Annotated in this window: 22 protein-coding genes; 11 read left to right on the top strand and 11 right to left on the bottom strand. The window is 62.4% G+C overall.

The window, feature by feature from the left end; genetic code table 11:
• Positions 1-75: 75 nt before the first annotated feature.
• Complete coding sequence (gene fabI, locus AC3WOY_RS24995) at positions 76-837, bottom strand: enoyl-ACP reductase FabI (protein ID WP_492428760.1); 762 nt, start codon at positions 835-837, stop codon at positions 76-78.
• Positions 838-1,152: 315 nt separating this feature from the next.
• On the opposite strand from fabI, the gene AC3WOY_RS24990 reads away from it, so the two are divergent.
• The 4 genes from AC3WOY_RS24990 (at position 1,153) to AC3WOY_RS24975 (ending at position 6,736) form a co-directional block, all read left to right on the top strand.
• On the top strand, positions 1,153-1,875 hold the full coding sequence (locus AC3WOY_RS24990; protein WP_492428758.1) for an ABC transporter ATP-binding protein: 723 nt from the start codon (positions 1,153-1,155) through the stop codon (positions 1,873-1,875).
• Positions 1,869-4,244 carry an ABC transporter permease gene (locus AC3WOY_RS24985; RefSeq protein ID WP_492428756.1) on the top strand — a complete coding sequence of 792 codons (2,376 nt, stop codon included), beginning with the start codon at positions 1,869-1,871 and terminating at the stop codon, positions 4,242-4,244. The genes AC3WOY_RS24990 and AC3WOY_RS24985 overlap by 7 nt, the downstream gene beginning before the upstream one ends.
• Positions 4,241-5,470 (top strand): efflux RND transporter periplasmic adaptor subunit, encoded by a 1,230-nt coding sequence (locus AC3WOY_RS24980; RefSeq protein ID WP_492428754.1) that lies wholly within the window; start codon positions 4,241-4,243, stop codon positions 5,468-5,470. Before AC3WOY_RS24985 ends, AC3WOY_RS24980 begins: the two co-directional genes overlap by 4 nt.
• Positions 5,471-5,626: 156 nt before the next feature.
• On the top strand, positions 5,627-6,736 hold the full coding sequence (locus AC3WOY_RS24975) for a GNAT family N-acetyltransferase (protein WP_492428752.1): 1,110 nt from the start codon (positions 5,627-5,629) through the stop codon (positions 6,734-6,736).
• Positions 6,737-6,821: 85 nt separating this feature from the next.
• Here AC3WOY_RS24975 and AC3WOY_RS24970 read toward each other — a convergent pair whose 3' ends face one another.
• Positions 6,822-7,742: a serine hydrolase gene (locus AC3WOY_RS24970; RefSeq protein WP_492428750.1), complete on the bottom strand. Its 921-nt coding sequence runs from the start codon at positions 7,740-7,742 to the stop codon at positions 6,822-6,824.
• A 212-nt stretch (positions 7,743-7,954) separates the two neighbouring features.
• Here AC3WOY_RS24970 and AC3WOY_RS24965 point away from each other — a divergent pair, with 212 nt between their 5' ends.
• From AC3WOY_RS24965 to AC3WOY_RS24955, 3 genes are all read left to right on the top strand, one after another.
• On the top strand, positions 7,955-8,902 hold the full coding sequence (locus AC3WOY_RS24965; RefSeq protein WP_492428748.1) for a ketopantoate reductase family protein: 948 nt from the start codon (positions 7,955-7,957) through the stop codon (positions 8,900-8,902).
• A gap of 70 nt (positions 8,903-8,972) precedes the next feature.
• Positions 8,973-9,362, top strand: coding sequence for a hypothetical protein (locus tag AC3WOY_RS24960; protein WP_492428746.1), 390 nt, complete (start codon positions 8,973-8,975; stop codon positions 9,360-9,362).
• A 404-nt stretch (positions 9,363-9,766) separates the two neighbouring features.
• Positions 9,767-10,138: a DUF5710 domain-containing protein gene (locus AC3WOY_RS24955; RefSeq protein WP_492428744.1), complete on the top strand. Its 372-nt coding sequence runs from the start codon at positions 9,767-9,769 to the stop codon at positions 10,136-10,138.
• Between the two features lie 7 nt (positions 10,139-10,145).
• Here the strand turns inward: AC3WOY_RS24955 and AC3WOY_RS24950 are convergent, their stop codons facing one another.
• Positions 10,146-10,340 carry a hypothetical protein gene (locus AC3WOY_RS24950; RefSeq protein ID WP_492428742.1) on the bottom strand — a complete coding sequence of 65 codons (195 nt, stop codon included), beginning with the start codon at positions 10,338-10,340 and terminating at the stop codon, positions 10,146-10,148.
• Between the two features lie 246 nt (positions 10,341-10,586).
• Here AC3WOY_RS24950 and AC3WOY_RS24945 point away from each other — a divergent pair, with 246 nt between their 5' ends.
• On the top strand, positions 10,587-10,895 hold the full coding sequence (locus AC3WOY_RS24945) for a hypothetical protein (protein WP_492428740.1): 309 nt from the start codon (positions 10,587-10,589) through the stop codon (positions 10,893-10,895).
• A 3-nt stretch (positions 10,896-10,898) separates the two neighbouring features.
• Here the strand turns inward: AC3WOY_RS24945 and AC3WOY_RS24940 are convergent, their stop codons facing one another.
• From AC3WOY_RS24940 to AC3WOY_RS24915, 6 genes are all read right to left on the bottom strand, one after another.
• Positions 10,899-11,954, bottom strand: a complete 1,056-nt coding sequence (locus AC3WOY_RS24940) for a VWA domain-containing protein (protein WP_492428738.1) — start codon at positions 11,952-11,954, stop codon at positions 10,899-10,901.
• Positions 11,954-12,880 (bottom strand): DUF58 domain-containing protein, encoded by a 927-nt coding sequence (locus AC3WOY_RS24935; RefSeq protein ID WP_492428736.1) that lies wholly within the window; start codon positions 12,878-12,880, stop codon positions 11,954-11,956. The genes AC3WOY_RS24940 and AC3WOY_RS24935 overlap by 1 nt, the downstream gene beginning before the upstream one ends.
• Positions 12,855-13,871, bottom strand: a complete 1,017-nt coding sequence (locus tag AC3WOY_RS24930) for an AAA family ATPase (RefSeq protein ID WP_492428734.1) — start codon at positions 13,869-13,871, stop codon at positions 12,855-12,857. Before AC3WOY_RS24930 ends, AC3WOY_RS24935 begins: the two co-directional genes overlap by 26 nt.
• Before the next feature lie 21 nt (positions 13,872-13,892).
• Positions 13,893-14,825, bottom strand: coding sequence for a S1C family serine protease (locus AC3WOY_RS24925; RefSeq protein ID WP_492428732.1), 933 nt, complete (start codon positions 14,823-14,825; stop codon positions 13,893-13,895).
• Positions 14,826-14,838: 13 nt separating this feature from the next.
• Positions 14,839-15,081 carry a hypothetical protein gene (locus AC3WOY_RS24920; RefSeq protein WP_492428730.1) on the bottom strand — a complete coding sequence of 81 codons (243 nt, stop codon included), beginning with the start codon at positions 15,079-15,081 and terminating at the stop codon, positions 14,839-14,841.
• A gap of 208 nt (positions 15,082-15,289) precedes the next feature.
• Positions 15,290-15,772, bottom strand: coding sequence for a hypothetical protein (locus AC3WOY_RS24915; protein WP_492428728.1), 483 nt, complete (start codon positions 15,770-15,772; stop codon positions 15,290-15,292).
• Between the two features lie 423 nt (positions 15,773-16,195).
• Between AC3WOY_RS24915 and AC3WOY_RS24910 the strand changes: the two genes are divergently transcribed.
• Together AC3WOY_RS24910 and AC3WOY_RS24905 are read left to right on the top strand one after the other, a co-directional pair.
• Positions 16,196-16,702, top strand: coding sequence for a hypothetical protein (locus AC3WOY_RS24910; protein WP_492428726.1), 507 nt, complete (start codon positions 16,196-16,198; stop codon positions 16,700-16,702).
• A 137-nt stretch (positions 16,703-16,839) separates the two neighbouring features.
• A complete protein-coding gene (locus AC3WOY_RS24905; RefSeq protein ID WP_492428724.1) occupies positions 16,840-20,817 on the top strand; it encodes a bifunctional diguanylate cyclase/phosphodiesterase in 3,978 nt (1,325 codons plus the stop codon).
• Between the two features lie 546 nt (positions 20,818-21,363).
• Here AC3WOY_RS24905 and AC3WOY_RS24900 read toward each other — a convergent pair.
• Both AC3WOY_RS24900 and AC3WOY_RS24895 read right to left on the bottom strand, forming a co-directional pair.
• Complete coding sequence (locus AC3WOY_RS24900) at positions 21,364-21,843, bottom strand: hypothetical protein (RefSeq protein ID WP_492428722.1); 480 nt, start codon at positions 21,841-21,843, stop codon at positions 21,364-21,366.
• Between the two features lie 16 nt (positions 21,844-21,859).
• Positions 21,860-22,312, bottom strand: coding sequence for a hypothetical protein (locus tag AC3WOY_RS24895; RefSeq protein WP_492428720.1), 453 nt, complete (start codon positions 22,310-22,312; stop codon positions 21,860-21,862).
• Between the two features lie 140 nt (positions 22,313-22,452).
• On the opposite strand from AC3WOY_RS24895, the gene AC3WOY_RS24890 reads away from it, so the two are divergent.
• Positions 22,453-24,114 (top strand): long-chain fatty acid--CoA ligase, encoded by a 1,662-nt coding sequence (locus AC3WOY_RS24890; protein WP_492428718.1) that lies wholly within the window; start codon positions 22,453-22,455, stop codon positions 24,112-24,114.
• The last annotated feature ends 823 nt before the right edge of the window (positions 24,115-24,937 follow it).

The raw sequence follows: 24,937 nt of genomic DNA, 5'->3' as shown, positions 1-24,937 counted from the left end.
TCCATACCGTCCGGAAGCGAACGGTCGTCTCGATTTTAAAGGATGATGCGCGAGGCCGCCTCGCGGCGATGGCCGTCAGGCCATGATGTGATAACCGGCGTCGATGTATTCCACATTGCCGGTCAACGAACGGGCGCCGTCGCTCGCCAGGAATGCGGCGACATTGCCGACATCCTCGATCGTGGCGAGCATGCGTTCGGGCGAGCGCGCCTTCGCACGCGCAAGCAGTGCGTCGAAGTGGCCAATGCCGGACGCTGCACGGGTCATCAGCGGACCGGGCGACAGCGCGTGCACGCGAATGCCCTTGGTGCCGAGTTCCGCCGCAAGGTAGCGAACCGAGCTTTCCAGCGCCGCCTTCACCGGCCCCATCATGTTGTAGTGCTCCACCACCCGTTCCGAGCCGAAGAACGTTACCGTCTGCAGGCACCCGCCGTCCTTCATCAGCGGTTCGGCCAGCCGCGCCATGCGGATGAAGGAGTGGCACGACACCTCCATCGCCATCCCGAAGCCTTCGCGAGAACAATCGACCAGGCGGCCCTGCAAGTCATCCTTCGCCGCGAAGGCGATGGAATGCAGCACGAAATCGAGCTTGCCCCACTCCTGGGTGATTCGCTCGAACACCGCTTCCACCTGGCCTTCCTCGCGGACATCGCAAGGCATCAGGATGGCGCTCCCGAGAGCCTCGGCAAGCGGCCGCACATGCGGCTCCGCCTTGGCGTTCAGGAAGGTGATGGCCAGTTCCGCCCCGGCGGCGCGGAACGCGCGGGCGCATCCGTACGCGATGCTGTTGTCGTTGGCGATGCCGACAACCAGTCCCTTTTTGTTGGCGAGTGTCATTCTCAAGTTGCTCCATGTGCAGCAGACGGCCGGAAAAACGGCGCCCGGACCAGGATCCCGTTTCCGTAGCAGCCCGCAGCCGGGACCCATCACCGCGCGGCCGTGAAGCTCTTTGGATAGCGGTCGGCCGATCTCAATCGCATCGAACCTTTGATCTGCGACAAATGAGACGGGGATTCTCGTGCACTGCAACAACCTTGAAACCCGCGAAAATACGCCATTCGGGCACGGTTGACATGGATCAACAAAATTTCGGGCCAATCGCTTTACGGTGTGCGCATCGCCCGTTGCAAAAACAGAATGATGTCCGCACCGATGCCTGCCCAAGCCGTGCGCCGCACCGTGTTCACCCTCCGCGATGTCGCCAAGACATACACGATGGGCGAAGTCCGCGTGTCCGCGCTGCGCGACGTCAACCTCGACCTGGTCGAAGGCGAATTCGTCGTCCTCCTCGGCGCATCCGGAAGCGGCAAGTCCACGCTGCTCAACATCCTCGGCGGACTCGACACGCCGACCACCGGCACGCTGCAGTACCTCGACCACGACCTGACGCATGCCAGCGACGCCATGCTGACCGAATTCCGGCGCGAGCACGTGGGCTTCGTCTTCCAGTTCTACAACCTGATTCCCAGCCTCACCGCCCTGGAAAACGTGCAGCTCGTCACCGAGATCAGTCCGCATCCGATGGATCCGGCGGAAGCACTGCGTCTCGTCGGACTGGAAGAGCGCATGCATCATTTCCCGGCACAACTGTCCGGCGGCGAACAGCAGCGCGTGGCGATCGCCCGTGCCATCGCCAAGCAGCCGGACATGCTCCTGTGCGACGAACCGACCGGCGCGCTCGACTTCCGCACCGGCAAGCTGGTCCTGGAGGTCCTCGACCGGATCAACCGCGAGCTGGGGACGACTATCGCCGTCATTACCCACAACGCGGCCATCGCCGGCATGGCGCACCGGGTGATCCATATCAGCAGCGGATGCATCACCCGTATCGAAACCAACACGCACCGTCTCTCGCCGGGTGACATCCAGTGGTAGCCCTGCGCCTCCGCCCCGCCGACATCAAGCTGTTGCGCGACCTGTGGCGCATGCGCGGCCAGGCGCTGGCGATCGCGATGGTGGCCATGTGCGGCATCGCGACACTGGTCACGATGCGCGGGGGATACGAGGCGCTGATCGATGCGCAGCACGCCTATTACGAACGCTACCGGTTCGCCGACGTCTTTGCCCATGTCAAGAACGCGCCGCTCACGCTGCTCGCACGCGTGCGCGAGATTCCCGGCATCAGCGACGCCGACGGGCGGGTGGTATTCGACGCCTCGCTCGACGTACCCGGCCTGGATGAGCCCGCGAGCGGCCGGCTGGTCTCGCTGCCCGAAACGCCGGGCACCGGCCTGAACCGCGTGCACCTGCGCAGCGGGCGCCTGCCGGAAGCGGGAAACCGCCTTGAAGTCCTGGTCAGCGAAGCCTTCTCTGCCGCTAATCGTTTGCATCCCGGCGACAGCCTGTCCGCCATCATCAACGGCCGCAAGGAAAGGCTGCACATCGTCGGCATCGGCATCTCGCCCGAGTACGTCAGCGAGATCAAGGGGAACAGTTTTCCCGACAACCGCCGCTTCGGCGTGCTGTGGATGGCGCGCGAGGCGCTGGCTGCCGCGTTGAACATGCGCGACAGCTTCAATGATGTCGCCGTCGTGCTCGCGCCGCATGCCAGCGAGCAGCGCGTCATCGAACAGCTCGACATCCTGCTCGCGCCATACGGCTCGCTCGGCGCCTATGGCCGCAAGGAGCAGGTTTCGCACAGCTTCATCAATAACGAACTCGCCTCCACCCGCGTCAGCGGCACGATCATCCCGGCCATCTTCCTCGGGGTGACGGCCTTCCTGATCCATAATGTGCTCTTGCGCATCATTACCTTGCAGCGGGCGCAGATCGCGCTGCTCAAGAGCTTCGGCTACAGCAGTTTTTCCGTTGCCGCGCATTACCTCAAGTTTGCGCTGCTGACCGTCATGATCGGCGGCATGTTGGGCGTGGCGCTGGGAACCTGGCTCGGGCAGGGGCTGGCGAAGCTGTACGCCGACTTCTACCATTTCCCGAGCATGGAATTCCGGCTCTCGGCTTTTGCCATCGCGCTTTCCCTGCTGGTCGCCGCATTCTCTGCGGTATTCGGCGCATGGCTTGCCGCCGCGCGCGTGCTGCGCCTCGCGCCGGCCGAGGCGATGCGGCCTGAAGCGCCCGCGCATTTCCGGCCCGGGCCGCTGGAGCGACTGGGCCTGCAACGCTACATGCCGCTTCCCGTCAGGATGGTGTTGCGCAACATGGAACGCAACGCAGCCAAGTCCCTGCTGTCCATCCTCGGACTGGCGCTGGCCGTGTCGCTCATGATCACCGGCCAGTACACCTTCGACGCGCTCAACGAAATCATCCGCCTGCAGTTCCGTACCGCGCAGCGCGACGACGTGACGCTGTCGTTCAACGAGGCGCGCGATCTTTCTGTCGTGCACAACCTCGCCGCCCTGCCCGGCGTGCTGCGCGTCGAACCCTTCCGCAGCCTGCCGGTCAAGATGCGCTTTCGCCACCGGACGAAGAAGACGGTCATCATGGGCATGGCGCCCGAGCGCGAACTGCGCATGATCCTCGACGACAGGGAGCGGCCGGTCGCGTTGCCGCAGGAAGGTATCGTGCTGACGAAGAAGCTGGCGGAGATCCTCTCCGTGTCGGCCGGCGACACGCTGACGGTCGAGACGCTGGAAGGAAAACGCAAGACCGCGACCATCCCGGTGACGGCCATCATCGACGAGCCGATCGGCACCTTCTCCTACATGTCCAACGCTGCCCTTGCACACGCCATTTCCGAACCGGAAACCGCATCGGGCGCCTTCCTCGCCGTCGATCCCGGGCAGCAGGCCGCGCTGTACCGCACCCTCAAATCGGTGCCCGCCGTCGGCAGCGTCAACCTGCGCGAAGCGACGCTGCAGAGCTTCCTGTCGACGGTGGCGGAGAACATGCGCATCAATACCATCGTGCTAGTCGCCTTTGCCTGCGTCATCGCGATCGGCGTGGTGTACAACTCGGCCCGCATCGCCCTGTCCGAGCATGCGGTCGAACTGGCCAGCCTGCTCATCCTGGGCTTCACCCGGGGCGAGGTGGGACGCATACTTCTCGGCGAACAGGGCCTGCTGACCCTCGCCGCGATCCCGCTCGGCTGCCTGCTCGGCTACGGGCTGTCGGCGCTGCTGTCCAATCTGTTGAGCCAGGAACTGTTCCGCATCCCGCTGGTGGTCAGCGGACGCACCTTCGCGCTGTCGATCGGGGTCGTGCTCCTGTCGGCCGCGGCCTCCGGCTATCTTGTCTGGCGCAAGGTGCAAAAACTCGACCTGATCGAAGTCCTCAAGACACGCGAATGATGAATACCCTGACAGACACCAAGCTCGCAAGCTCCGTCGACGCTGGTCGCAAGCGTCCGCGCCCGAAAACGCTGCTGATGGCAACACTCGCCGCCGCCGCTGCCGCCGGCCTGCTCTGGCTCCTCTTTTCCCCCGACCCGGTCAAGGTGGAACTGGCGCCGGTCGGCGAAGGCGCCATGCAGGTCACCGTGAACAACCAGGGACAGGTGCGCCTGCACGACAAGTATGTCGTCGCGGCGCCGGTTGCAGCCGAACTGCAGCGCATCGCGTGGCATGACGGCGACCAGGTCAAGCGCGGCGAAGTGGTTGCGACCTTGAGCCCGCTTCCTATGGATGCCCGCCAGAGGCAGGAGGCCATGGCCCGCCTAGACGCGGCGAAGGCGCTCGCGCGCGAGGCGGGACAACGCGCCGAACGTTCCCTGACGGACATGGAGCTGGCCGCCAGCGAGCGCAAGCGGATCGAGCGGCTGGTGAGCAACGAATACATGTCGCCGCAGGCAGCGGAGAAAGCCATGGCGGCCGAAAAGAACAGCCGCATGGAGTGGGATGCCGCCAAGTCGCGCCAACAGGCTGCGCAGGCCGACGTGCGTGCCGCGGAAGCCGCACTGCTGGCAAGCGACGGCACGGGCAAACGCCAGATTGTCCTGACCGCGCCCGCGGACGGGTTCATCCTGAAAGTCCACGAGCGCAGCGCACGCACGGTCGGCGCGGGCGCGCCCCTGGTCACGGTCGGCGACCGGACGCGCTCCGAGGTCGTGGTGGACGTGCTCTCCAGCGACGCAGTCAGGATCAGCCCGGGCAACCTCGTGCTGCTGGAAGGCTGGGGCGGCGGAAAAGTGCTGCGCGCGAAAGTGCGGATGGTCGAGCCGGTTGCCTTCACCAAGGTGTCCGCCCTCGGCGTGGAAGAGCAGCGTGTGAATGTCGTCGCCGACCCGGTCGATGAACTGGGTCCGCTGGGCGACGGTTACCGGATCGAAGCGCGGATCGTCATCTGGTCCGCGGAAAAGGCCACGAAAGTGGCCGGCAGCAGCCTGTTCCGCGTCGGTGATGCCTGGCATGTGTTCGTTGTGGAGAATGGCCGCGCGCGCGAGAAGAAGGTCAGTATCGGGCAGCGCAACCAGGACGAGGCGCAGGTGCTCTCGGGATTGGCCCCGGGCGCCACGGTCGTTCGCTTTCCGAGCAACGAGCTTGCGGATGGCACCAGGGTGATTACGCCTTCGCAATAGCCCTGTGCCCGCCTGCGAAATCCATGCCGCTGTTTGAGGTCACACAACAAACCGGCGCACATTCCCTGCGCGCGGCGAACTCCGGCGCCGGCGCCTCGGTCATCATTGGGCACAGGCAGTATTGCCGATACTGCATGACCCCAGACCCGAGGCAGCATGGAATCCGGACCGACCACAATTTCCCTCTACGAGAACACCGTTCCCTCGTTCGTCGAACCGCAACTGGACGCCTTGTACGGGCATGTCTTCTCGTCACTGGCGCAGTTTCGCGTCTATGACGGCATCGACGGCAATACCCACACCTACGTGGCGCAGACGGGCAGCGCAGCCTGCGCGATCCTCCTGTTCCGGATCGAGGGCCGCCGCGTCCAGGTCCTCAACGAACAGATCGCCATGGAACCCGGCGAAATCAACCGGTTCGCCCGTTACGTTTTCAACGCGTGGCCTGATGTGGACGTGATCCGCTTCCCGGCGATCCTTGCCGACGGCAGCGCCCTCGCATTTCCGCACCAGCAGTTCTACCGCACGGAAGACATCGTGCTGACACTACCGCCGACGCCGGAGGACTATCTCAATGCCCTCGGCAAGGCGACACGGAAAAACTTCAAGTACCACGGCAACCGGCTCAAGCGCAACTTCCCCGCCCTCAGCTTCGAAGTCTGGATCGACGGCCGGATTCCAGACTCGCATGTGCGCGACATCGTCGAGCTGAACCGTGCCCGCATGGCGACCAAGAACAAGGAATCGGAAATCGATGCCGAGGAGACGCGCCGCCTGACCCGGCTGGTGCAGCAGGGAGGACTGGTGAGCGCCATGATCCTCGACGGGCGCGTGGTGGCAGGCACGGTGTGCAGCCGCGTCGGCCGGAATTACTTCATGCACATCAACGCGCACGACCCGGTCTACGACGATGCGCGCATGGGCAAGTTGTGCTGCTACATGACGATCTGCGATTGCATTACGCGCGGCGGCAAGGAATTCCACTTCATGTGGGGGCGCTTCGAGTACAAATACCTGCTGCTGGGCGTGCAACGTGACTATGACGAACTGACGATCTACCGCTCCCACGGACGCATGCTGCTGCACGGCGCCTCGGCGTTCCGGATCGCGTACAGCGGGTATTCCCGGGAGTGGAAATTCCGGCTGCTGGACCTAGCGAACAAACCGGATGAAAGCAGCCTGTTCCTGCGGACTGCGGCACGGTCGCTGAACTTCGTGCGCAACCTGAAACAGTCCGGACTGCGAGGGACGGTCTTGCGGCATTGAAACCGGACGGGGCCGCCGCGACATTGCACAGGAAAATAAAAAAGGACCCAACGGATCCTTTTTTATCCTTCCTGAAGCTGCAGTCTCACATAGTCTTGCGCTTCTTCTTGCTCTTTTCGCTCTTGACCTTCGTCAGCATCAATCCGCCCCGGGAGGACTTTGCCTTGCGCGCAGCTATACGCATCGACGAGGACGTTGCAGCCTTGGCCATGATGAACGGCTCACCAGTCACTAGCCGCTGGACATTCTCGGCGTCCATCATGCGCGCCGCGCTCTCCTTGGCGTTCAGCAGCACCATGATCACGTTCTTGCCGGCTGCCTGGAAGCGCATCACCAGGCATTTGCCTGCTTCGCGCGTAAAGCCCGTCTTCGACAGCAGGATGTCCCAGCCTTCACGCCCAACCAGGCGGTTGGTGTTGCGATACTGAACCATGTGTCCGTTCATGTCGATCAGCTCCTCCGTGCCGGTCGACAGGCGGCTGATTTCCGGATACCGCGAAGCGGCGCTGACCATTTTGACAAGATCGGCCGCCGTCGAGCGGTTGTACGGCGACAGGCCGGTCGGTTCGCTGATGCTGCTATGGCGCATGTCCAGCGTCACGAGTTTTTCGCGCACGGCATGCGTGAACGCGTACATCCCGCCCGGGTAGGTACGCGCCAGCGCGTGGGCGGCACGGTTGTCCGAGGACATCAGCGCCAGCTCCAGCAAGGCGCCGCGGGAAAGCACGGCGCCGACAGGCACACGCGAGGAACTGAACTTCAGCGTATCGACATCGCTCTCATCGATGACGATCTGCTGGTTCATGTCGAGCTTCGCATCCAGCACCACCATGGCTGTCATCAGCTTGGTGAGCGACGCGATCGGCACGACCTCATACGCATTCTTTTCGAGCAGTACCGCGCCGCTCGCCTCGTCGATCACGACGGCGTGCTGCGAACTCAGCGGTACGGCAAACACGGACGCTGCTGCGCTCATCAGCAGCGCCAGTACGGTTTTCTTGAACATGGCCGGGTCAAAATCAAAGTTGCACTACGGCATTAATCATAGCGTGTTAATGCCGCGCAAGGTTTGCTTTCGCGCATTGATTTGAGAAAATTTTTTGGGGTGTTGCGCGCCAGTCCCGGTCACTCTTCGAATCCCCCCTTTCCCATCTCCCGGCACGCTTTTTCCGGTGCCGATACAATCAGCGATCTCCCCATCGCTGCCAGGAAGGAACCGTGTCCTCACCCTCGTCCCCCCGCATACTGATTATTGGCGCCGGAGCAATAGGCGCGTTCTATGGTGCCGCGCTCCAGGCGGCAGGCGCCGAGGTTTCCGTCGTCTGCCGGAGCGAATACGAGACAGTCAGGGAGCGCGGCTTTTCGATCGAAAGCCAGCGTCTGGGCAACCGGATGTTCATCCCCGCGCAAACCGTGCGAGCGTCCGGCGATTACCAGGACGGGCCGCCCGACTATGCGGTCGTCTGCGTCAAGGTGGTGGAAGGAACCGACCGTGCTGCACTGATCCGCGATGCCGTCGGGCCGGGAACTGTCATCGTCCTGATCGAAAACGGTGTGGAAATCGAAGGCGAGATCGCGGAGGCATTCCCGGATAACGAACTCATCAGTGCCCTCGCCTTCGTCCAGGTCAGCCGCATCGCCCCGGGCAAGGTGAAGCATTTCGCCTTCGGCGACCTCAGTTTCGGCAACTATCCGTCCGGGCTGAGCGATGACACGAGGCGCTTCGCCGCCTTGCTGGAAGCCGGCGGTATCAGGTGCAGCTTGACGGAGGACGTGGTGACGGCTCGCTGGCAGAAATGCCTCTGGAACGCCGTGTTCAATCCGGTCTCGGTCATGGGCGGCGTGCTGGATACCGGGCACATCCTAGGATCGCCGGAAGGCGAAGCCCTGGTCCGCCGCGCCATGAACGAAGTCTGCGCGGTCGCCGCCGCGACCGGCCACCCGCTGGACGCGGCGCTGGTCGGCCAGTTCATCGAAGGCACGCGCAAGGCGCCACCCTACAAGACCAGCATGGCGCTCGATTACGAGAACGGACGACAGATGGAGACCGAGGTCATCCTCGGCAATGCGGTACGCGCAGGCCGCCGCGAGAATGTTGCCATTCCATCACTGGAGGCACTGTATGCGCTGATGAAGATGGTGGAAAGAAAGACAGGCTTGATCTAGGTTAGTCTTTTTACCCGGGGGAAGACTATATACTGCCCCGGGTTACCTTCTCATCCATCCAGGAGCACTCATGAAATTCCATTCCTTCGCGATCGCCGCCGTTGTCGCCGTCATGGCTGTCGCATCCCCGGGCGAGTCTTTTGCGCAGGCCAAAGCGAAGATGTACAAGGTCGAAGAGCTGCACAAGAACCGTGAAGCGCTCGCCGGCAAGACCATCCAGGCGCAGGGCAAGGTCGTCAAGGCCAACAACGGCATCAAGGGTTACAACTTCGTTCACGTCCAGGATGGCTCGGGCAAGGCGGATGTCGGCAACCACAACCTGATCGTGCGCAGCAAGCAGACTGCAAATGTCGGCGACAGCGTTACCGTGTCGGGCACCGTCCTTGTGAACAAGGATATGGGCGCCGGATACTTCTATCCTCTGCTCATTGACGAAGGCACCGTCGCGCCGAAGAAGTAAGCGAATCCAATCGAGGGGCGCGCAAGCGCCCCTTTCCATTTCCTCACATCGTTTTCGGGCCATTTCACCGGATCATCCGCTTAAAAGCGCCCGACACCCAGCCCTGCAAAACAGTCCGTTCCGACCTCGCGCACTTCGACGCGAGAAGCGTGTTTGCTGCCGGATGACTTGTTGCGGCGGGCGGGTGAGGCAATGTATCGGGACAAGGAAATCAGGCGGGATATAGAAGATCTGATCGAGGCACTCCAATAACGCAATAGGCCAGGCGCTGATCGCATGTCGCATGAAGGACGGCAGAGTGAAAACTCAATATACTCAGCCTTCATACTTTTCTTCTAGTGGAGAAAAGAAGTTAAAAATGCTCCATGACCAATTTCATTTCAGATATTACTGCCGAAGCAGCCATGACTGACACCCCGCCATTTGACCCGCCTTATTTTTCCGTCGAGAAGACTGCGCAAGGTGTGCGTGTCATCGAAACCGGCATCGACGGCAGCCAGCAGGAGCGCATGGTGTCGTTTGGGGAAGCTGCCGGACTGCTGGTCGATACTTCAAGCGCTTCGTCCGTGCCCGCACGTGGCAACCCGAAAAAGAGCACCCGGCCGGCCTCTGGCATGCCGCCAGGTTCTACCCTCCTCGCCGTTCCGTTTGCCGAAAAGGATGCGGCCAAAAAGCTTGGCGCGCGCTGGAATGCCGATCGCCGGTCGTGGTATGTGCCGCCTGGTACCGATGCCTCCCTGTTCAGCCGCTGGCGTACCGACGAAGCCGATTCATGACTTGCGATCACGCATGGGAAAGCCCGCGGTGGTAGCGCAACAGGCGACGAACGATCGTTGCCTCCTGTACGCGCCGGGCGCGCGGCGACAGTTGCTTTCCCGTCTCCGGTCTGAAAACAGATTTCTCCGTCATTGAGAAATAGCAACGCAGGCCGATGCCGGCAATTGCGGCGCTGATAGACAATAATCCGAGATATTCCATGGTGTGCTCCAGATCAATGATGCTTTGGGGAGCAGCATACGGATCTCGGATTTGCCACGCCAATTCAAAGTCAGGATAACCGGCATTTCTTCATTGAATATCATTTGCCGGCTTCAGATTCCGCTTGCATATCGTCGCCATTTAGGCAACAATCAAATGCGAATGATTCTCATTTAAATAAAACCACGCCAGCCAACCGCAGTACTGCGGCAGCCAGCCCGGACATGCCCAAATGAAAGGAGCGCCATGCGCAGCGATGCAATGACTTCCCTCTTTGAAGAACCGGACACCGGCACCAAACCCGAATTGCTTGTGTCGGCGGTACTGCACCTGATGTCTCACTATGCGGCGAACACGCCCGAGTCGGGCCCATGCCTGAAACTCGGTTCGATCATCGAGCGGCATTTGCGCGCGCTTGCCGACTTTCCGGAATTGTCCCCGGTCCTTCGTGCCACCTGCCAGCAGTTGTCGGACCAGTGGGCCGCCGTCGTGGAACGCGCGCGGCCGGAACATCCGAAACGCGGGTTCCTGCACCGCTTCGTCCGGGCCGCATAGCGTTCAAAGTATCCGGTTGAACCACATCATCGATAGCGCGGCCGACAGTACCGCGAGCAATGCCGCGCCAGCAGCAAACAATGCCGACACTTCGCTCTCGCGCCGTTCCAGCGTCAGGCGCGAGCTGAGTGTCTTGTACACCTTGGCGAGGTCGGTGGCGGTGCCGGCGTAGAAGTATTGGGCCTTGGTCAATTCCGCGATTTCCTTGAGCGGTGCCTCGTCCAGCCGCACATGCATTGCCCAGCCGTCGCCGGTGAGGACATCACCCGCAGCGGTGCCGATGCCGATGGTGAACACGCGCACGCCGCGCTCGGCGGCCATTCGCGACGCCTCCACCGGATCCGGCCCGGTCGTCGTCTGGCCATCGGTCAGCAGGATGATCGCCGCTGAACCATAGGATCCAGGGGGAACCGGCAGGAAGTCTTCCGCAGGCTCCTTTGCGGCATCCGTGCCGAGCGTGCGGGCGGCGGCTCCATAGCGTGGTTCAACTTCGCGCGGATCGGAGCTGTTGAGATTGAAGCGGACGTCGGGGAAGATGGCTTTCAGCGACACCAGGATGCCGCTTCCGACGGCGGTGCCGCGCTGCAACTGCATGCGGCCAAGTGCCTCCAGCAAGTCTTCCCGGTTGGCGGTGGGCGGCTGGATGAGGCTAGCGGCGCCGGCGAAGGATACGATGCCCACGCGGGTGTTGCGCGGCTGCTGTTCCACGAAGGTCCGGACGGCGGTCAGCGCGGCGGCGAAACGGCTCGGCGCGACATCGGTCGCGCGCATGCTGCCGGATACGTCGACCGCAAGAATCATGGTCTTGTGTTCGGACGGCAGCGTCAGCACTGCGGCCGGCCGGGCGACCGCGACCAGCATCAGCGCAATCGCCAGCAGGAAGAGCAGCGGCGGGACATGGCGCCGGAACTGCGCACCGTGCATGGCCTCGCGCACGGTGGCAAGCCCCGCATACTGCACGGCGACCTTCTTGCGCCGGCGCAGCATGAGCCAGTACGCCAGCACCAGCGCCGGCAGGATCAGCAGCAGCCACAGCAATTCCGGCCAGATGAAAGTCATCACATCCCCCTGCCCGCCACGCCGCCTGCGCAGAGCCGGCCGCTGTTCCGGCGCAACTCGGAGAACCGGAACAGCGCATCCACGATATCGTCCTCGGTGGAAATTTCCAGCACATCCACGCCGGAATAGGCGAAGGCGTCATGCAGCTCGTCCTCGCGCTTCGTCACCGCTGCGGCAAAGCGGCTGCGGAATCCCTTGTCATGCGTATCGACCAGCAATTGCTCGGCGGTTTCCGCATCCTGGATGGTCAGCAGTCCGAGATCCGGCAGTTCCATTTCCAGCGGATCGTACAGCCGGATGGCAACCACGTCGTGACGCTGCGCCAGCATGGCGAGCGGCTTTTCCCAGCCGGGCGTGGTAATGAAATCCGACACGACAAATACCAGCGAGCGCCTGTGCATCACATGCGCGGCCGTTTGCAGCAGGTCGTACAGGCGGGTCGATGCCGAGGCTGCGGGCTGTGGACGATGCGCCATGCGATGGATGAGTTGCAGCACCTGCATCTTTCCCGTCCTGGCCGGAAGGACGGTATCGACACTGGTGCCATAGAACAAGGCGCCGAACCGGTTACCGTGGCGGTTCAGCATGCTTGCCAGGATCGTGGTCAGCTCCACCGCCTGCCGGCGCTTGCTCACCGTTTGCGAACCGAAATCTTCCGACGGACTGAGGTCGAGCAGGAACCAGGCGGTCAGCTCCCGTTCCTCGTAATACTCCTTCACGTAGGGCGTCTGCAGGCGCGCGGTGACGTTCCAGTCGATATGCCGCACGTCGTCGTGGTACTGGTATTCGCGCAGGTCGGCAAGGTCGACCCCGAGTCCGCGGAAGAGCGTCCGGTAATCGCCATGCAGCAATCCGTCGAGACGGCGCAGCACCGTCAGCTCGATACGGTTGAGGATGGCTTCAGGCGTTTGCGTCGACTTTGACATGGTTTTCCAGCACTCTTTCCGGGGGGGGGAGGTGTTTCAGGATGCGGTGGACGATCTGGTCCGGCGCCACGTTGTCGGCCAGGGCTTCGTAAGACAGCGACAGACGGTGCCGGAGCACGTCGGGCACGAGGTCGACGACATCCTCCGGGCGGACATGGTTGCGTCCCCGCAGCAGCGCCAGCGCCCTCGCCCCCTCGACCAAATGGATGGAGGCGCGCGGACTGGCGCCGCAGGAGATGTAGTGCTTCAGGTGCGGCACATTGCACCTGTCGGGATCGCGTGTGGCCGCTACCAGGTGCACCGCGTAGCGCACCAGCGAGGGGTCGATGTAGCAATCCCGGCATTGCCGCTGCAAGCGGGCAAGTTCCTCCGTCGTGGTCACCGAGGCCACCTCCTGGTCCTGGCTGGTGACGCGGTTGACGATGACGAATTCCTCCTCCTCGGTCGGATAGTCGACCAGTACCTTCATCATGAAGCGGTCGACCTGCGCTTCGGGCAAGGGATACGTGCCTTCCGTCTCGATCGGGTTCTGCGTCGCCATCACGAGGAAGGGTTCGGGAACGAGGTGCGTGGTGCCGGCAATGGTGACCTGGCGTTCCTGCATCACTTCCAGCAGCGCGCTCTGCACCTTGGCCGGCGCGCGGTTGATTTCATCCGCCAGCAGCAGGTTGGAAAAGACCGGCCCGAGCGAGGTACTGAATTCGCCGGTTTTCTGATTGTAGATGCGGGTGCCGACGAGGTCGGCCGGCACTAGGTCGGGCGTGAACTGGATGCGGTGGAAACTGCCCCGGATCGTCTTCGCCAGCGTCTTCACCGTCAGCGTCTTGGCCAGCCCCGGCACGCCCTCGACCAGCAGGTGTCCGCCCGCGAGGATGGCCACCAGCACACGCTCCAGGAAATGGTCCTGCCCGACCACAACCCGCTTCACTTCGTACAGGACGCGCTCCATCTGGAGCGAAACGTCGGGCCTGCTTTTTTCGATGGTATCCATGCGTGTCCGTGGTGAAGGGTGTCAGAAGGGGGAATCGCCCGCGGCCGCTGCCGCGATCTCGATCGGCACCGCAAAACCGATGCCGACAAAACTGCCCTGCTCGTGCGGGCTCAGGATGGCCGTGACGATGCCGACCACCTCCCCGCTCATGGTGATCAGCGGTCCGCCCGAATTGCCTGGGTTGGCGGCGGCGTCGAACTGAATCAGGTTGCGCAGCACTTCGTTGTCGCGCGGCGACATGTAAGTACGCTTGAGTCCAGACACGATCCCGGACGAAGCGGAGGGACCGATATTGAATGGAAAGCCCACGGCGACCACCTTGTCGCCCACCGCCAGACCCTGTGTCGAACGCAGCGTGGCAGGCACGAGATCGTCCGGGATGCTGAGCGCCTGGATGACGGCGAGGTCGTTCTCCGGCTGGCGCCGCAGCACGATCGCGTCCGCCACATGGCCATCGGCGAAATGGACCTTGATCCGCGTCTTGTCATCCAGTCCGACGACATGGAGGTTGGTCAGGATGACGCCCTTGTCGATGATCACCACACCCGTCCCCACGCCGCGCAGCCCTTTGTGCGCACCTTGCTCGCCCTCCTGCACCACGCGCACGATCGAGGGTCGGATACGGGCGTAGGCCTTCGACTCCTGCGAAGGCAGCATGCTGTTTTCAAGTGTATGCAGCACGGCGGCATCGATGTCGCGCTGGGTGAAGCGGCGCTCGGCGGGGGCAAGTGTCGAGTACGCAAGGAACATCAGCACGCACAGCAGCACCGGGACGCTCATCAGCAGAAAACGCTCACGGCGGCGGAGGAACGCGCGGGTCCGGCCAAAACGCGGAGGGCGTGGCGCCGCCGCAGCCTGGGGTGGCGGCGGCGCCTGTCCTCCGGATGGCGGGGACGCAACCGTGCCGCTGCGCTGCCTGCGGGCGGACCTGCTGTAGATGGGCGTCCTCTTCATGCCCGTCCGCGCCTCAATGAAGGTCCTTGTAACGGCCGACGCGGTATTTTCGCATCTGGTAATTGGCGGTCCCGCCCAGGACCAGCACGCCCAGCAGCGGAATCAGGACGATGGGCGAGTCGGTGAAGATCGCGCCGCCAAAGCCCAGGACCCCGCACGCGGCAAGGAGTTTGCCCATTTGCCGCATCCCGACCTTCCACGCCTGCCAGGCGAGATCGAGGGTCATGAGCATGAAGAAGAGATTCAGGAAGGCCATGATGTATTCCCTGGATATCGAGCCGCAACGCGGCCCGGTAAGCCCCTCTGCAGGAGCTGTCCGTCTTGCTACTTTGTCCTCGCGGCGTTGGGCAAGTTCAAGCCGTTTCAGCATTGAGGCGATTCGGATCAGGGAACGTGCGGAAATCTTCCGCAGGCTCACCGGGCTGCGGGGCACGGATATGCACTGCGGAAAGGAAATCGTCCGCTCAAATGGCGCGGATTTCGGAAGGGTTGGCCGGTTCGGCAAAGGGGCCGCGGGTCTCCAGGTGCTCTTCGAAGTCCGCATCCAGCTGCCCGTGCTGTTTCAGGAACTCGCGCACCTCGCGCAACCACAGGCGCTTGTCGCTGAGGCCGGAGTCGTCGCCAAGCGTATACGTATTCCTGTCGCTGAAAAGGTGTTCGGCGTCGCCCGGTTCCAGGCCGAATATGTGCGCCAGGATGGCGGCCTCAGATTCTTCCACCGGCGATTCGCCCGCCAGGACAAGCCTGCTGTCGTCGGCAAGCGACAGTCCGAGTCCCACGAACTTCGGATGTTGCGCAAGCCATCCGGCCGGGGAGCAGATCGTGCCGTACTCCAGTGTTTCGCCGCGCCTGCTGACCAGGCGGTCGAGGTCGATGGCGGTTTCGGGAATGCCGTCGATGATGGCGTAGGCATCCTTGATCAATTCGAAATTCGGGGCGGTATCCATCGCATGTCCTTTCTGCGTTCTGCCGGCACAAATTCCATTTATAGGCGCCGCTATCGGCACACGTCTTGCGCCGCTTCAATGTGCCCTTAATCGCTGGCCGCATAGAGTGCCTGCAATTCCTGCAGCGCCCTGACCGTCGACTCGTGCCCGTGCATCGAAGTCAGCGAAAACACCGTCGAGATCGAGGAACACCTGCAGTTTCGGTTTATGCGCCATGCTGATTGGAAATCCTTCCCTTGCCCGTCTCATTTCAAGCGATTGTCCTCCAGGCTGACTGGTTCCACAGCACCCTTGTCTTGTTTTTACAGGGAACGATTGCGGGCATCCCGGGTCGACTGCCGGGCCCTATATTTAGAGCACGGCACCTAATTTTTCTGCCGTACACTCGCGGGCACACTTTGATCCAGATTAAGGAAGCCCGCCATGGGCCTTTACCTCGCCTACGATTCCGACCACAAGACCTCCGGCCACGATCAAGTGGATGCACGCCCCAAGCTGCTGATTGCCATCCGGCCGGAAGATGTCGCCTTGTCGAAAAGCATCCTCGGCGATGCATTCAATACCGTCTTCTGCCACTCCTATTCCGAAGCATGCGCCCGACTCGACGACGACGTGCGCCTTGTTACTTGCGGCGTGCATTTCGACAACGGCAGGGTCTTCGACCTGCTTCGCTTCGTACGCCAACATCCGCATACCGCAGACTTGCCCTTCTTCATCCTGCTCGGCGCAGGCAGCCGCTACTCGCCTGCCATCGTGCAGGGAATCCGTACGGCGGCGAAGCTCCTCAAGGTGACCGCCTTTACCGACCTGACCCGGTTCTCCGACAAACTCGGGACAAATGCATCCATCGACGCCTTGCGGCAGGGCATACGGGATGCCATTGCCGCTCAACCTTCCCAGGAATCATCCCGCTCCACTTCCCTCGGGTAACCCCTTGCATGCTGCGGCGCATGGCACCAATACGGAGCCTGGCCGTCTAACCTACGTACCTGTACGGCAATTTCACACTCGCATAACCGCTGGTCATGTTGCCGCCCTTTTCCGTGGATCACGACACCAGCCCATTCATGCTCGACAACGCATCTGCCCCGGTTCCCTGCCTGGAAGGCGGGGGGGAATGCGGGCGACTGCTGCGTGCAATGGACTGGAGCTCGAATCCGCTGGGTCTGCCCGCGACCTGGCCGCACACCCTGAAGATGTGGGTCTGCGCGATATTGCACTCAAAGCTGCCCATGGCCGTGCATTGGGGGCCAGCGCTGATCACCATCTACAACGACGCCTTCATTCCGGCCTTTGGCACCAAGCACCCCGGCAACCTCGGGCAGCCGGCCAAGGAATGGTGGAGCGAAATCTGGGACAAGCTCGGCCCCGCTTTCGAGCAAGCCATGCAGGGACAAGCGGTGTACGCGGTGGATATCCCTTATGCCGTCCTGCGTGGCAACCGCATCGAAGAAGGCAATTTCACGCACAGCCACAGCCCGTTGTGGGACGATAGCGGCAATATCGAAGGTGTCCTTGCCGTCGGATTCGATACCACCAACGAAGTCCGTTCCCGTACGGAACTGCAGGCCACAAGCGAACGCCATACGGCGCTGCTGCACATGACGCAATTGCTGCGGAACCTGAAAAATCCGGAGGAGATCATGCAGGCTGCGGCCGAGATGGTCGGCCGCCATCTGGGCGTCAACCGGTCGGGGTTCGCGGAATGGTCGGAAGACGGCCTGTTGCGCCATACCGTTACCTGGACCGATGGCTCGATTGCCCCCATCGATGTGGACCTGCCGGAAACCGCACTGGGCTCGGGCATGCGCACGGGGGCGCATGAAGGCAGGACAATGGCTGTACGCGACGTCGTGACCGATCCGCTCACGGTCGATTCCCTCTTTCCTTCCCTGGGTGTGCGTTCGTGCATCGGCGTTCCCATCGTCCGGCGCGGACGATGGCGGAGCGGCTTCTATGTGCACTGCAGCCAGCCCAGGGCATGGAGCGAAAACGAGATCAGATGCGCCGAGGAAGTCGCTGCCCTGACCTGGGACGCAGTGGAACGGGCACGAGCCCAGACACACCTGCGCGAAAGCGAAACACGGTTCCGCACAGCACTCGACATCGCGCAGCTCGGCACGTTCGACTGGGATTTGCAGTCCGACCGGGTGATCTATTCGGAACGCACGCGCGAGATCTTTGGCCTGTCCGGCAATGAAGGCCGGCGGTCGCAAGACTATTTCGCGCGCATGCTGCCCGAGGACAGCGAGCGCATCCGGCAAATCATTGCCAACCTGAATGCACAGGAACCGCGCATGCAAGTGGACTTCAGGATTCGCCTGCCCGACACGCGCATGCGTTATATCACCAGCATAGGCGAAGGCTTTTGCGTGGCGGGAGGACCATGCACCCGCATCCTCGGCGTGGTGAGCGACGCCAGCCAGGCAAAACTCGCGGAGCAATCCTTGCGGGAAAATGCCGAAGTCTTCAATGTGACTTTCGAGCAGGCCGGTATCGGCATCACCCATATCAGACCGGACGGACGTTTCCGCCATGTCAACCGGAAGTTCTGCGAGATGATCGGCTACACGCGCGAAGAGCTTGGCCGGATGACCATCGCCGACCTCGCCCATCCCGACGACCGGGAAATCGGATGGCAGGCCTTCCGGCAGTCCATCGCCCGCGAGATTCCCAGCTTCACCTTCGAGAAGCGTTACGTGCGCAAGGACGGCAGCACCATGTGGGCACGGATCAATTCCACCTCGATTGTCGACGAATCTGCCGGCACCGTGAAGTTCAACGTGACAGTGATTGAAGACATCACCGAACGCAAGCAGAACGAGGAGCGCCAGCTCTTCATGCTGCGCCTCGACGCCTGCCTGCGCGACGTCACCGATCCGGCGGAGATTCCGCGCGCCGTCTGCCAGATGCTGGGTGAACGCCTGTCGGCGGACTACGTCTATTTCGCCGAGTTCGAGGATGACGAAGACCATCTGGTCATACGCGCCGCTTACCGCAAGGGGAAGCGCCAGTTTTCAGGCTACTGGCGCCTGCATGACTTCGGCGAACGCATCGTGCGCACGCTGCGCGCAGGCAAGACTGTCATCATCAACGATATCGCAGGCGACCCGCAGGTTGCCGGCATCCAGCCTTCGCTGTTCAGGGAGATCGATGCGCGGGCCGGCGTGGCCGTCCCCCTGCTTCGCCACGGACGCCTGCGCAGCGTGTTCGTCGTGCTGTGTTGCCAACGGCACGAGTGGGCCGACACCGCCGTCCACCTGATCGAAGAAACCGCTTCCCGCGCGCGCGATGCGGTCGAACGGGGACGGGCCGAGCAGGAGCTGCGCGTGACCGGCGAACGCCTGAGCCTTGCAGTGGCAGGCACGGGCGACGGCGTCTGGGACTGGTATATCAAGGATGGCCGTGTCGACCTGTCCCCGCGCATGGCGGATATCCTCGGCTACCCGGAGGATGCCATGCCCGACAGCGTCGAAAAATGGACGAAGCTGGTCCACCCCGACGATACCGGTCGGCTGGAGCAGACCACCGCGGAATGCCTGCGCGACGGCGGCACGCTTTCCTGCGAATACCGCATGCGCTGCCATGACGGCAGCTACAAATGGCTGCTGTCGCGCGGGATCGTGGTGGCACGGGATGCGCGCGCCGAGCCGGTCCGCATGACAGGCATGATCACCGACATTTCCGAGCGCAAGGAGGCCGACGAACGCATCTGGCGCCATGCCAATTTCGATGCCCTGACCGGCCTGCCCAATCGCCGCCTGTTCCGGGACCGCCTCAACCGCGAGGTCGTCAATGCCGAACGCGAGGGGACGAAAATTGCCTTGATGTTCATCGACCTCGACCGGTTCAAGCAGGTCAACGACCTCCTGGGCCATGATGCCGGCGACCTGCTCCTGAAGGAGGCCGCGCGCCGCATCACGGAGTGCGTGCGTGCCTCGGACACCGTAGCCCGCCTTGGCGGGGACGAGTTCACCGTCATCCTGACCACGCTCGGACATCGCAGCCATGTGGAACATCTTGCGCAAAAGCTGCTCGACGCGCTCGGCAGCCCCTTCAAGCTGAACGCCGAGTCGGCCTATGTCTCCGGCAGCATCGGCGTGGCCATCTTTCCCGACGATGGGACCACATCGGAAGAACTGATCCGCAAGGCGGACCAAGCCATGTACGCCGCCAAGCACGCCGGCAAGAACCAGTTCAGCTACTTCACCCGGTCGATGGACGAATCGGCGCACCTGCGCCTGCGGCTGACCAGCGAGTTGCGCAACGCGCTTGCCCGCGGCCAGCTGGAAGTGCATTACCAGCCGGTCATCGATTTACGCTCCGGCGAGATCGCAAAGGCGGAAGCCTTGCTGCGCTGGAAGCATCCGCGCATGGGTGAGGTCGAGCCCTCTCGCTTCATTCCTCTTGCCGAAGAGTCGGGGATGATTACCGATATCGGCAACTGGGTGTTCCGGGAAGCGGCAAACTGCTCCCGCCGCTGGAGCACCAACATGGATGCGCCCTTCCAGATCGCCGTCAACAAGTCGCCGCTGCAGTTCATGTCGCATTCCGGGGAGAGCTGGCTGGCTTACCTCGAACGGATGAACCTTCCCGGCGCCGCCATCTCGGTCGAGATTACCGAAGGCATGCTGCTGCACGCCGCAGACAACGTCGCCGCCACATTGCTGCGCTACCGCGATGCCGGCATACAGGTCGCCATCGACGATTTCGGAACCGGCTATTCATCCATGAGCTACCTGAAGAAGTTCGATATCGATTACCTGAAAATCGACCAGTCCTTCGTCAGGGATATCACGACGGACCCGACCAACCAGACCATCGCCGAATCGATCATCGTCATGGCGCACAAGCTGGGGCTGAAGGTGATCGCCGAAGGCATCGAAACCGCCGGGCAGCGCGACCTTCTGGCTGCCGCCGGCTGCGATTACGGACAGGGATATCTCTTTTCCCAGCCGGTGCCGGCAGACCAGTTCGAGCAGCTGCTCGTCGCTACCCAGGCACGCAGAAGCGGCATGGAACCGGGCTTGCGTCGGCTTCACTGAAATGGAACCGCGGCAACGCGCTGTCAAGGGAGTCGTCGCGGCATCGGACGGCTTTGCGCCAGGAGAACAATGACGGCAGACAAACCTCCCCGCTCCCTCGTTCCGTCTCCGAAAAACTGCGAACCTGTCAACAATTTCCAGTCTAATTCTTACCTTCCGAGGTCTTTCGAATTCAACCAATTCAGGAGCGAGCATGAAAAAATTACCTATCGCAATCTTTCTGTCGCTGATCGGAACTGCGACGATGACGTTCGGACAAACCACCACGACCACGACAACCACCGATCCGTCCAAAGCGGGCGCATCTTCGTCCGGGGCCAGCCCATCATCTTCAAGCAGCGGCGCATCGGGAACGGTCACGACGACAACCACAGTGGAAACACCCAAGAGCGACAGCTCTTCCGGCGGTTCGGGCACAAGCGGCAGCAGCTCGTCGGGAAGCAGCGACACGTCCAGCGGTTCCGGCACGAGCAGCAGCTCCCCGTCGAGCGGTTCGTCGTCCACGGACAGCAGTTCCGGCACACTGAGCACGCCTTCCGCTCCGAGCTACGGGTCGGGCAGTTCGACGTCGGGATCGTCGGGCAGCGACACAAGCGGTTCAGGCACGTCGGGATCCGGCAGTTCGACAACGGGCACATCGTCCTCGGGCACCGGCACAACGGATAGCAGCACCTCGTCGGGCACCTCCGGAACCGGCACATCGGGAACGGGCAGTTCGACATCCGGCACGTCCGGCATGGACAGCTCGACGTCCGGCACATCGGGCACCGGATCGTCCAGCGGTTCGATGGGCACAGGAAGCGGTTCGACGCCGGGGACATCCAGCACTACCGGCACGTCGGGGACTTCCGGCACGGATACGTCGACGACCGGATCAGGTACCTCAGGCAGCGGAAGCTCCGACACATCGCCTGGCAGCACAAGCGGTACAAGCTCGACGACAACGCCGTCGTACGGCACTACCACGCCGCCCTCCGGCTCCACCTCCCGCTGATCAGTTGAACCCTGGGGCGAGTCCGCAGGCATCGCGCTCGCCCCTTGGCTAGCGGCTGCCGCCCGGTTGCCGCAGTCCGTCTGTCGACTCTTGTTGCGAGCGGGTGCTGTCATCCGCCGAGCTTGACGTTCCAGACGCGGCACTGCCCTGCCGGCCCCCTCCCGAGGAGGGCGGGTCGTCCGTCGTTCCCGAGCTGGTGCCGGTACCTGTGGCGCCCCCGGTGCTCCCCACGCCCAACCAGCGCCGCGATGTGTCACGATCCGAGGTCGATGCATCGGACGAACTGCCGCGCACGTTCGAATTAAGCGCCTTGTTTCCTTCTGTGGTGGGCGCGGTACCGCTGGCGCCGCGCCCTTTCGTCCCTGACGCACCGCTTGATTCCTGGATCGCCTCGCGCAGGCTGCCTGGCTCCCTTGCAGGCTCCGACGGCGTGGCGGATTGCGCAAATACGGCGCCGGACACTGCCAGCAGGGCGATGGGGACGATCGTGTACCTGTACATGCTGACTCCTGTTCAAAACGATATTGGGGTTAGACCCTTGTCTCCCCGCCGGTTCAGGTGCCGGTTTACAGCACTTGCCCAGCCTGTTACGATCACATGTCAATTTTGGAACTTAATTCTGCATTGCAGAACAACAAGCCATGTCAGATCGCCATTTCGCCCATTGGCCAGCCGGCCATTCCCGTACGCTGAGCGCACCTCAGACCAATCTCTTCTACAACGTGGAGGTCTCCGCCACGCGCTGGCCGGACAAGCCATACATCCAGTATTACGACACGCCCATCAGCTACGCCGAATTCCGCGACGAGGCCGAGCGCATGGCCGGATGGCTGGAGCAGAAGTGCGGAGTACGGCGAGGCGACCGTGTGCTGCTTTACATGCAGAACAGCCCGCAGTTCGTGCTGGCGTATTACGGCATCCTGCGCGCCAACGCCGTGGTCGTACCGGTCAATCCGATGAACCTGACCAACGAATTGCGGCATTACGTGAAGGATACCGGCGCCAAGGTCGCCATCGTCGCCCAGGACCTGTATCCGCAGATGGGGCCGCTGGTGGGCGAAGGCCTGGAACATATCCTCGTGGCCGCCTATTCGGACTATATCCGCCGCCCGACCGACCTTCGCCTGCCGGACGTGGTAGCAGCGCCGCGCCAGCCCATCACCGGCCCCGGCGTCACCCTCTGGAACGACATGCTGGCGCAGCGCCTCCATCCCGGCCCGCTCACCGCCGGTCCGGATGACCTGTGCGTCATGCCATACACCTCCGGCACAACCGGCCATCCGAAGGGATGCATGCATACCCATCGCGGCGTGATGTTTTCGGTGGCGGCCAGCATGCAGTGGTTCAATACCAACCAGGATGCGGTGATCCTGTCGGTACTGCCCTTCTTCCACGTCACCGGCATGGTGGGCAGCATGAGCGGCCCGCTGTACCACGGCGGCACCATCGTCCTGCTCACGCGCTGGGACCGCGAAGTGGCGGCGGAATGCGTGCAGCGCTACAAGGTCAAGACCATGCAGCTGATCGCGACCATGGTGGTGGACCTGCTGGCCAATCCGCGCATTGGCGAGTACGACTTCTCCAGCCTGCACGGTATCCGCGGCGGCGGCGCGGCGATGCCGGAAGCGGTCGCGCAAAAGATGAAGGAGCTGATCGGCGTGCCCTATGTCGAGGGCTACGGCATGTCGGAAACCATCGGCGCCACGCACATCAACCCGATGCACCGGCCGATGAAGCAATGCCTCGGCATTCCGCTCTATGACGTCGATGCGCGCGTAGTCGATCCGGCGGATTTCCACGAACTGCCGCCGGGCGAAGTCGGCGAGATCATCGTGCATGCCCCGCACGTCATGCAAGGCTATTGGAACAATCCGCAGGCCAGCGCCGAGACCTTTGTCGAAATCGACGGCAAGCGGTTCCTGCGCACCGGCGACCTGGCGCAGACCGACGAGGACGGCTATTTCTTCATGGTCGACCGGCTGAAGCGCATGATCAACGCATCCGGCTTCAAGGTCTGGCCGGCGGAAGTGGAATCCTTGCTGTACCAGCATCCAGCCATCCAGGAAGCCTGCGTCATCGCCGCGCAGGATGCGAAACGCGGCGAGACGGTAAAGGCCGTAGTCGTGCTGCGCGAGGCCTGGCGCGGCAAGGTCAGCGAGCAGGAAATCATCGACTGGGCGCACGCCAACATGGCCGCCTACAAGAGCCCGCGCATCGTGCAGTTTGTCGATGCCCTGCCCAAATCCTCGACCGGAAAGCTGCAATGGCGGGAGTTGCAGGAGCGTGAAAAGGCTGCCGGATAACATTTCTCAAAAATTCGATGCATACGGTTATTTTTTCGAGAAATGCGAAATTTTCATTGTAATATCCCCATCGCTGCACCAAAAAAATCCGTTTCAGGATGACGAGTGAGACAGGAGCCCGCGACGCATTTGCATAGCGGGCTTTCTTATTTTCAACGTCCTTATAACTAATTCATATAACTCATATAACAACAATAAAGAGGACAACTATGCTGCGGTGCGATAAAGTTACACCTGTCTCCTCCAACTCTTCTTGAATTGGATTAACCCGCAAACCGCAAGGTCTGCGGTTTTTTTTTCGTCCGTACGGGCAAAGCCCCCGATCCCGAGTTCCCCACAACAGCTGTGGTCAATTCTGTGGACAAGTGAGGAAATGCTTCCTTATGTCCATGATTTTCAAAGGAAACTTTCTGTTGATGAAAATCAAGGCAGATATGCCTCGCCAAGCGTCCTTCGACACATAGCCGGGTGACCGGGAAACTACTGGTATCCGTCTGCCGTCTATCACACGAGCAATCGCACGCACGGCCCGCTCGCCGGGCTTTCCATGAGATCCGTTACCGCAGGGCAGCACGAATGACGACATCCCAGCCCTTGCCTGCCGGGAACGGCCAGGAGGACAGGTAGCATCCGATCGACGTCACGGAGCTGGAGCGCCTGCGGGAAGCGGTCCGCGTATCGGAAGACGGCTCGCCAGTCGAACTGGACGATGCGCAGAGTGGCATATTCCTGCGCGAACTGTTCAGGCAGGCGCCGAGTCCGATCGTCGTCTTCCGGGGAAAAGACCATGTATTCGACATGGCCAACGAAGCCTATTTCTCTG

This window comes from Noviherbaspirillum sp. FW303-A3 (genome assembly GCF_058788695.1).
This window is presented reverse-complemented; position numbering and strand designations above follow the sequence as displayed.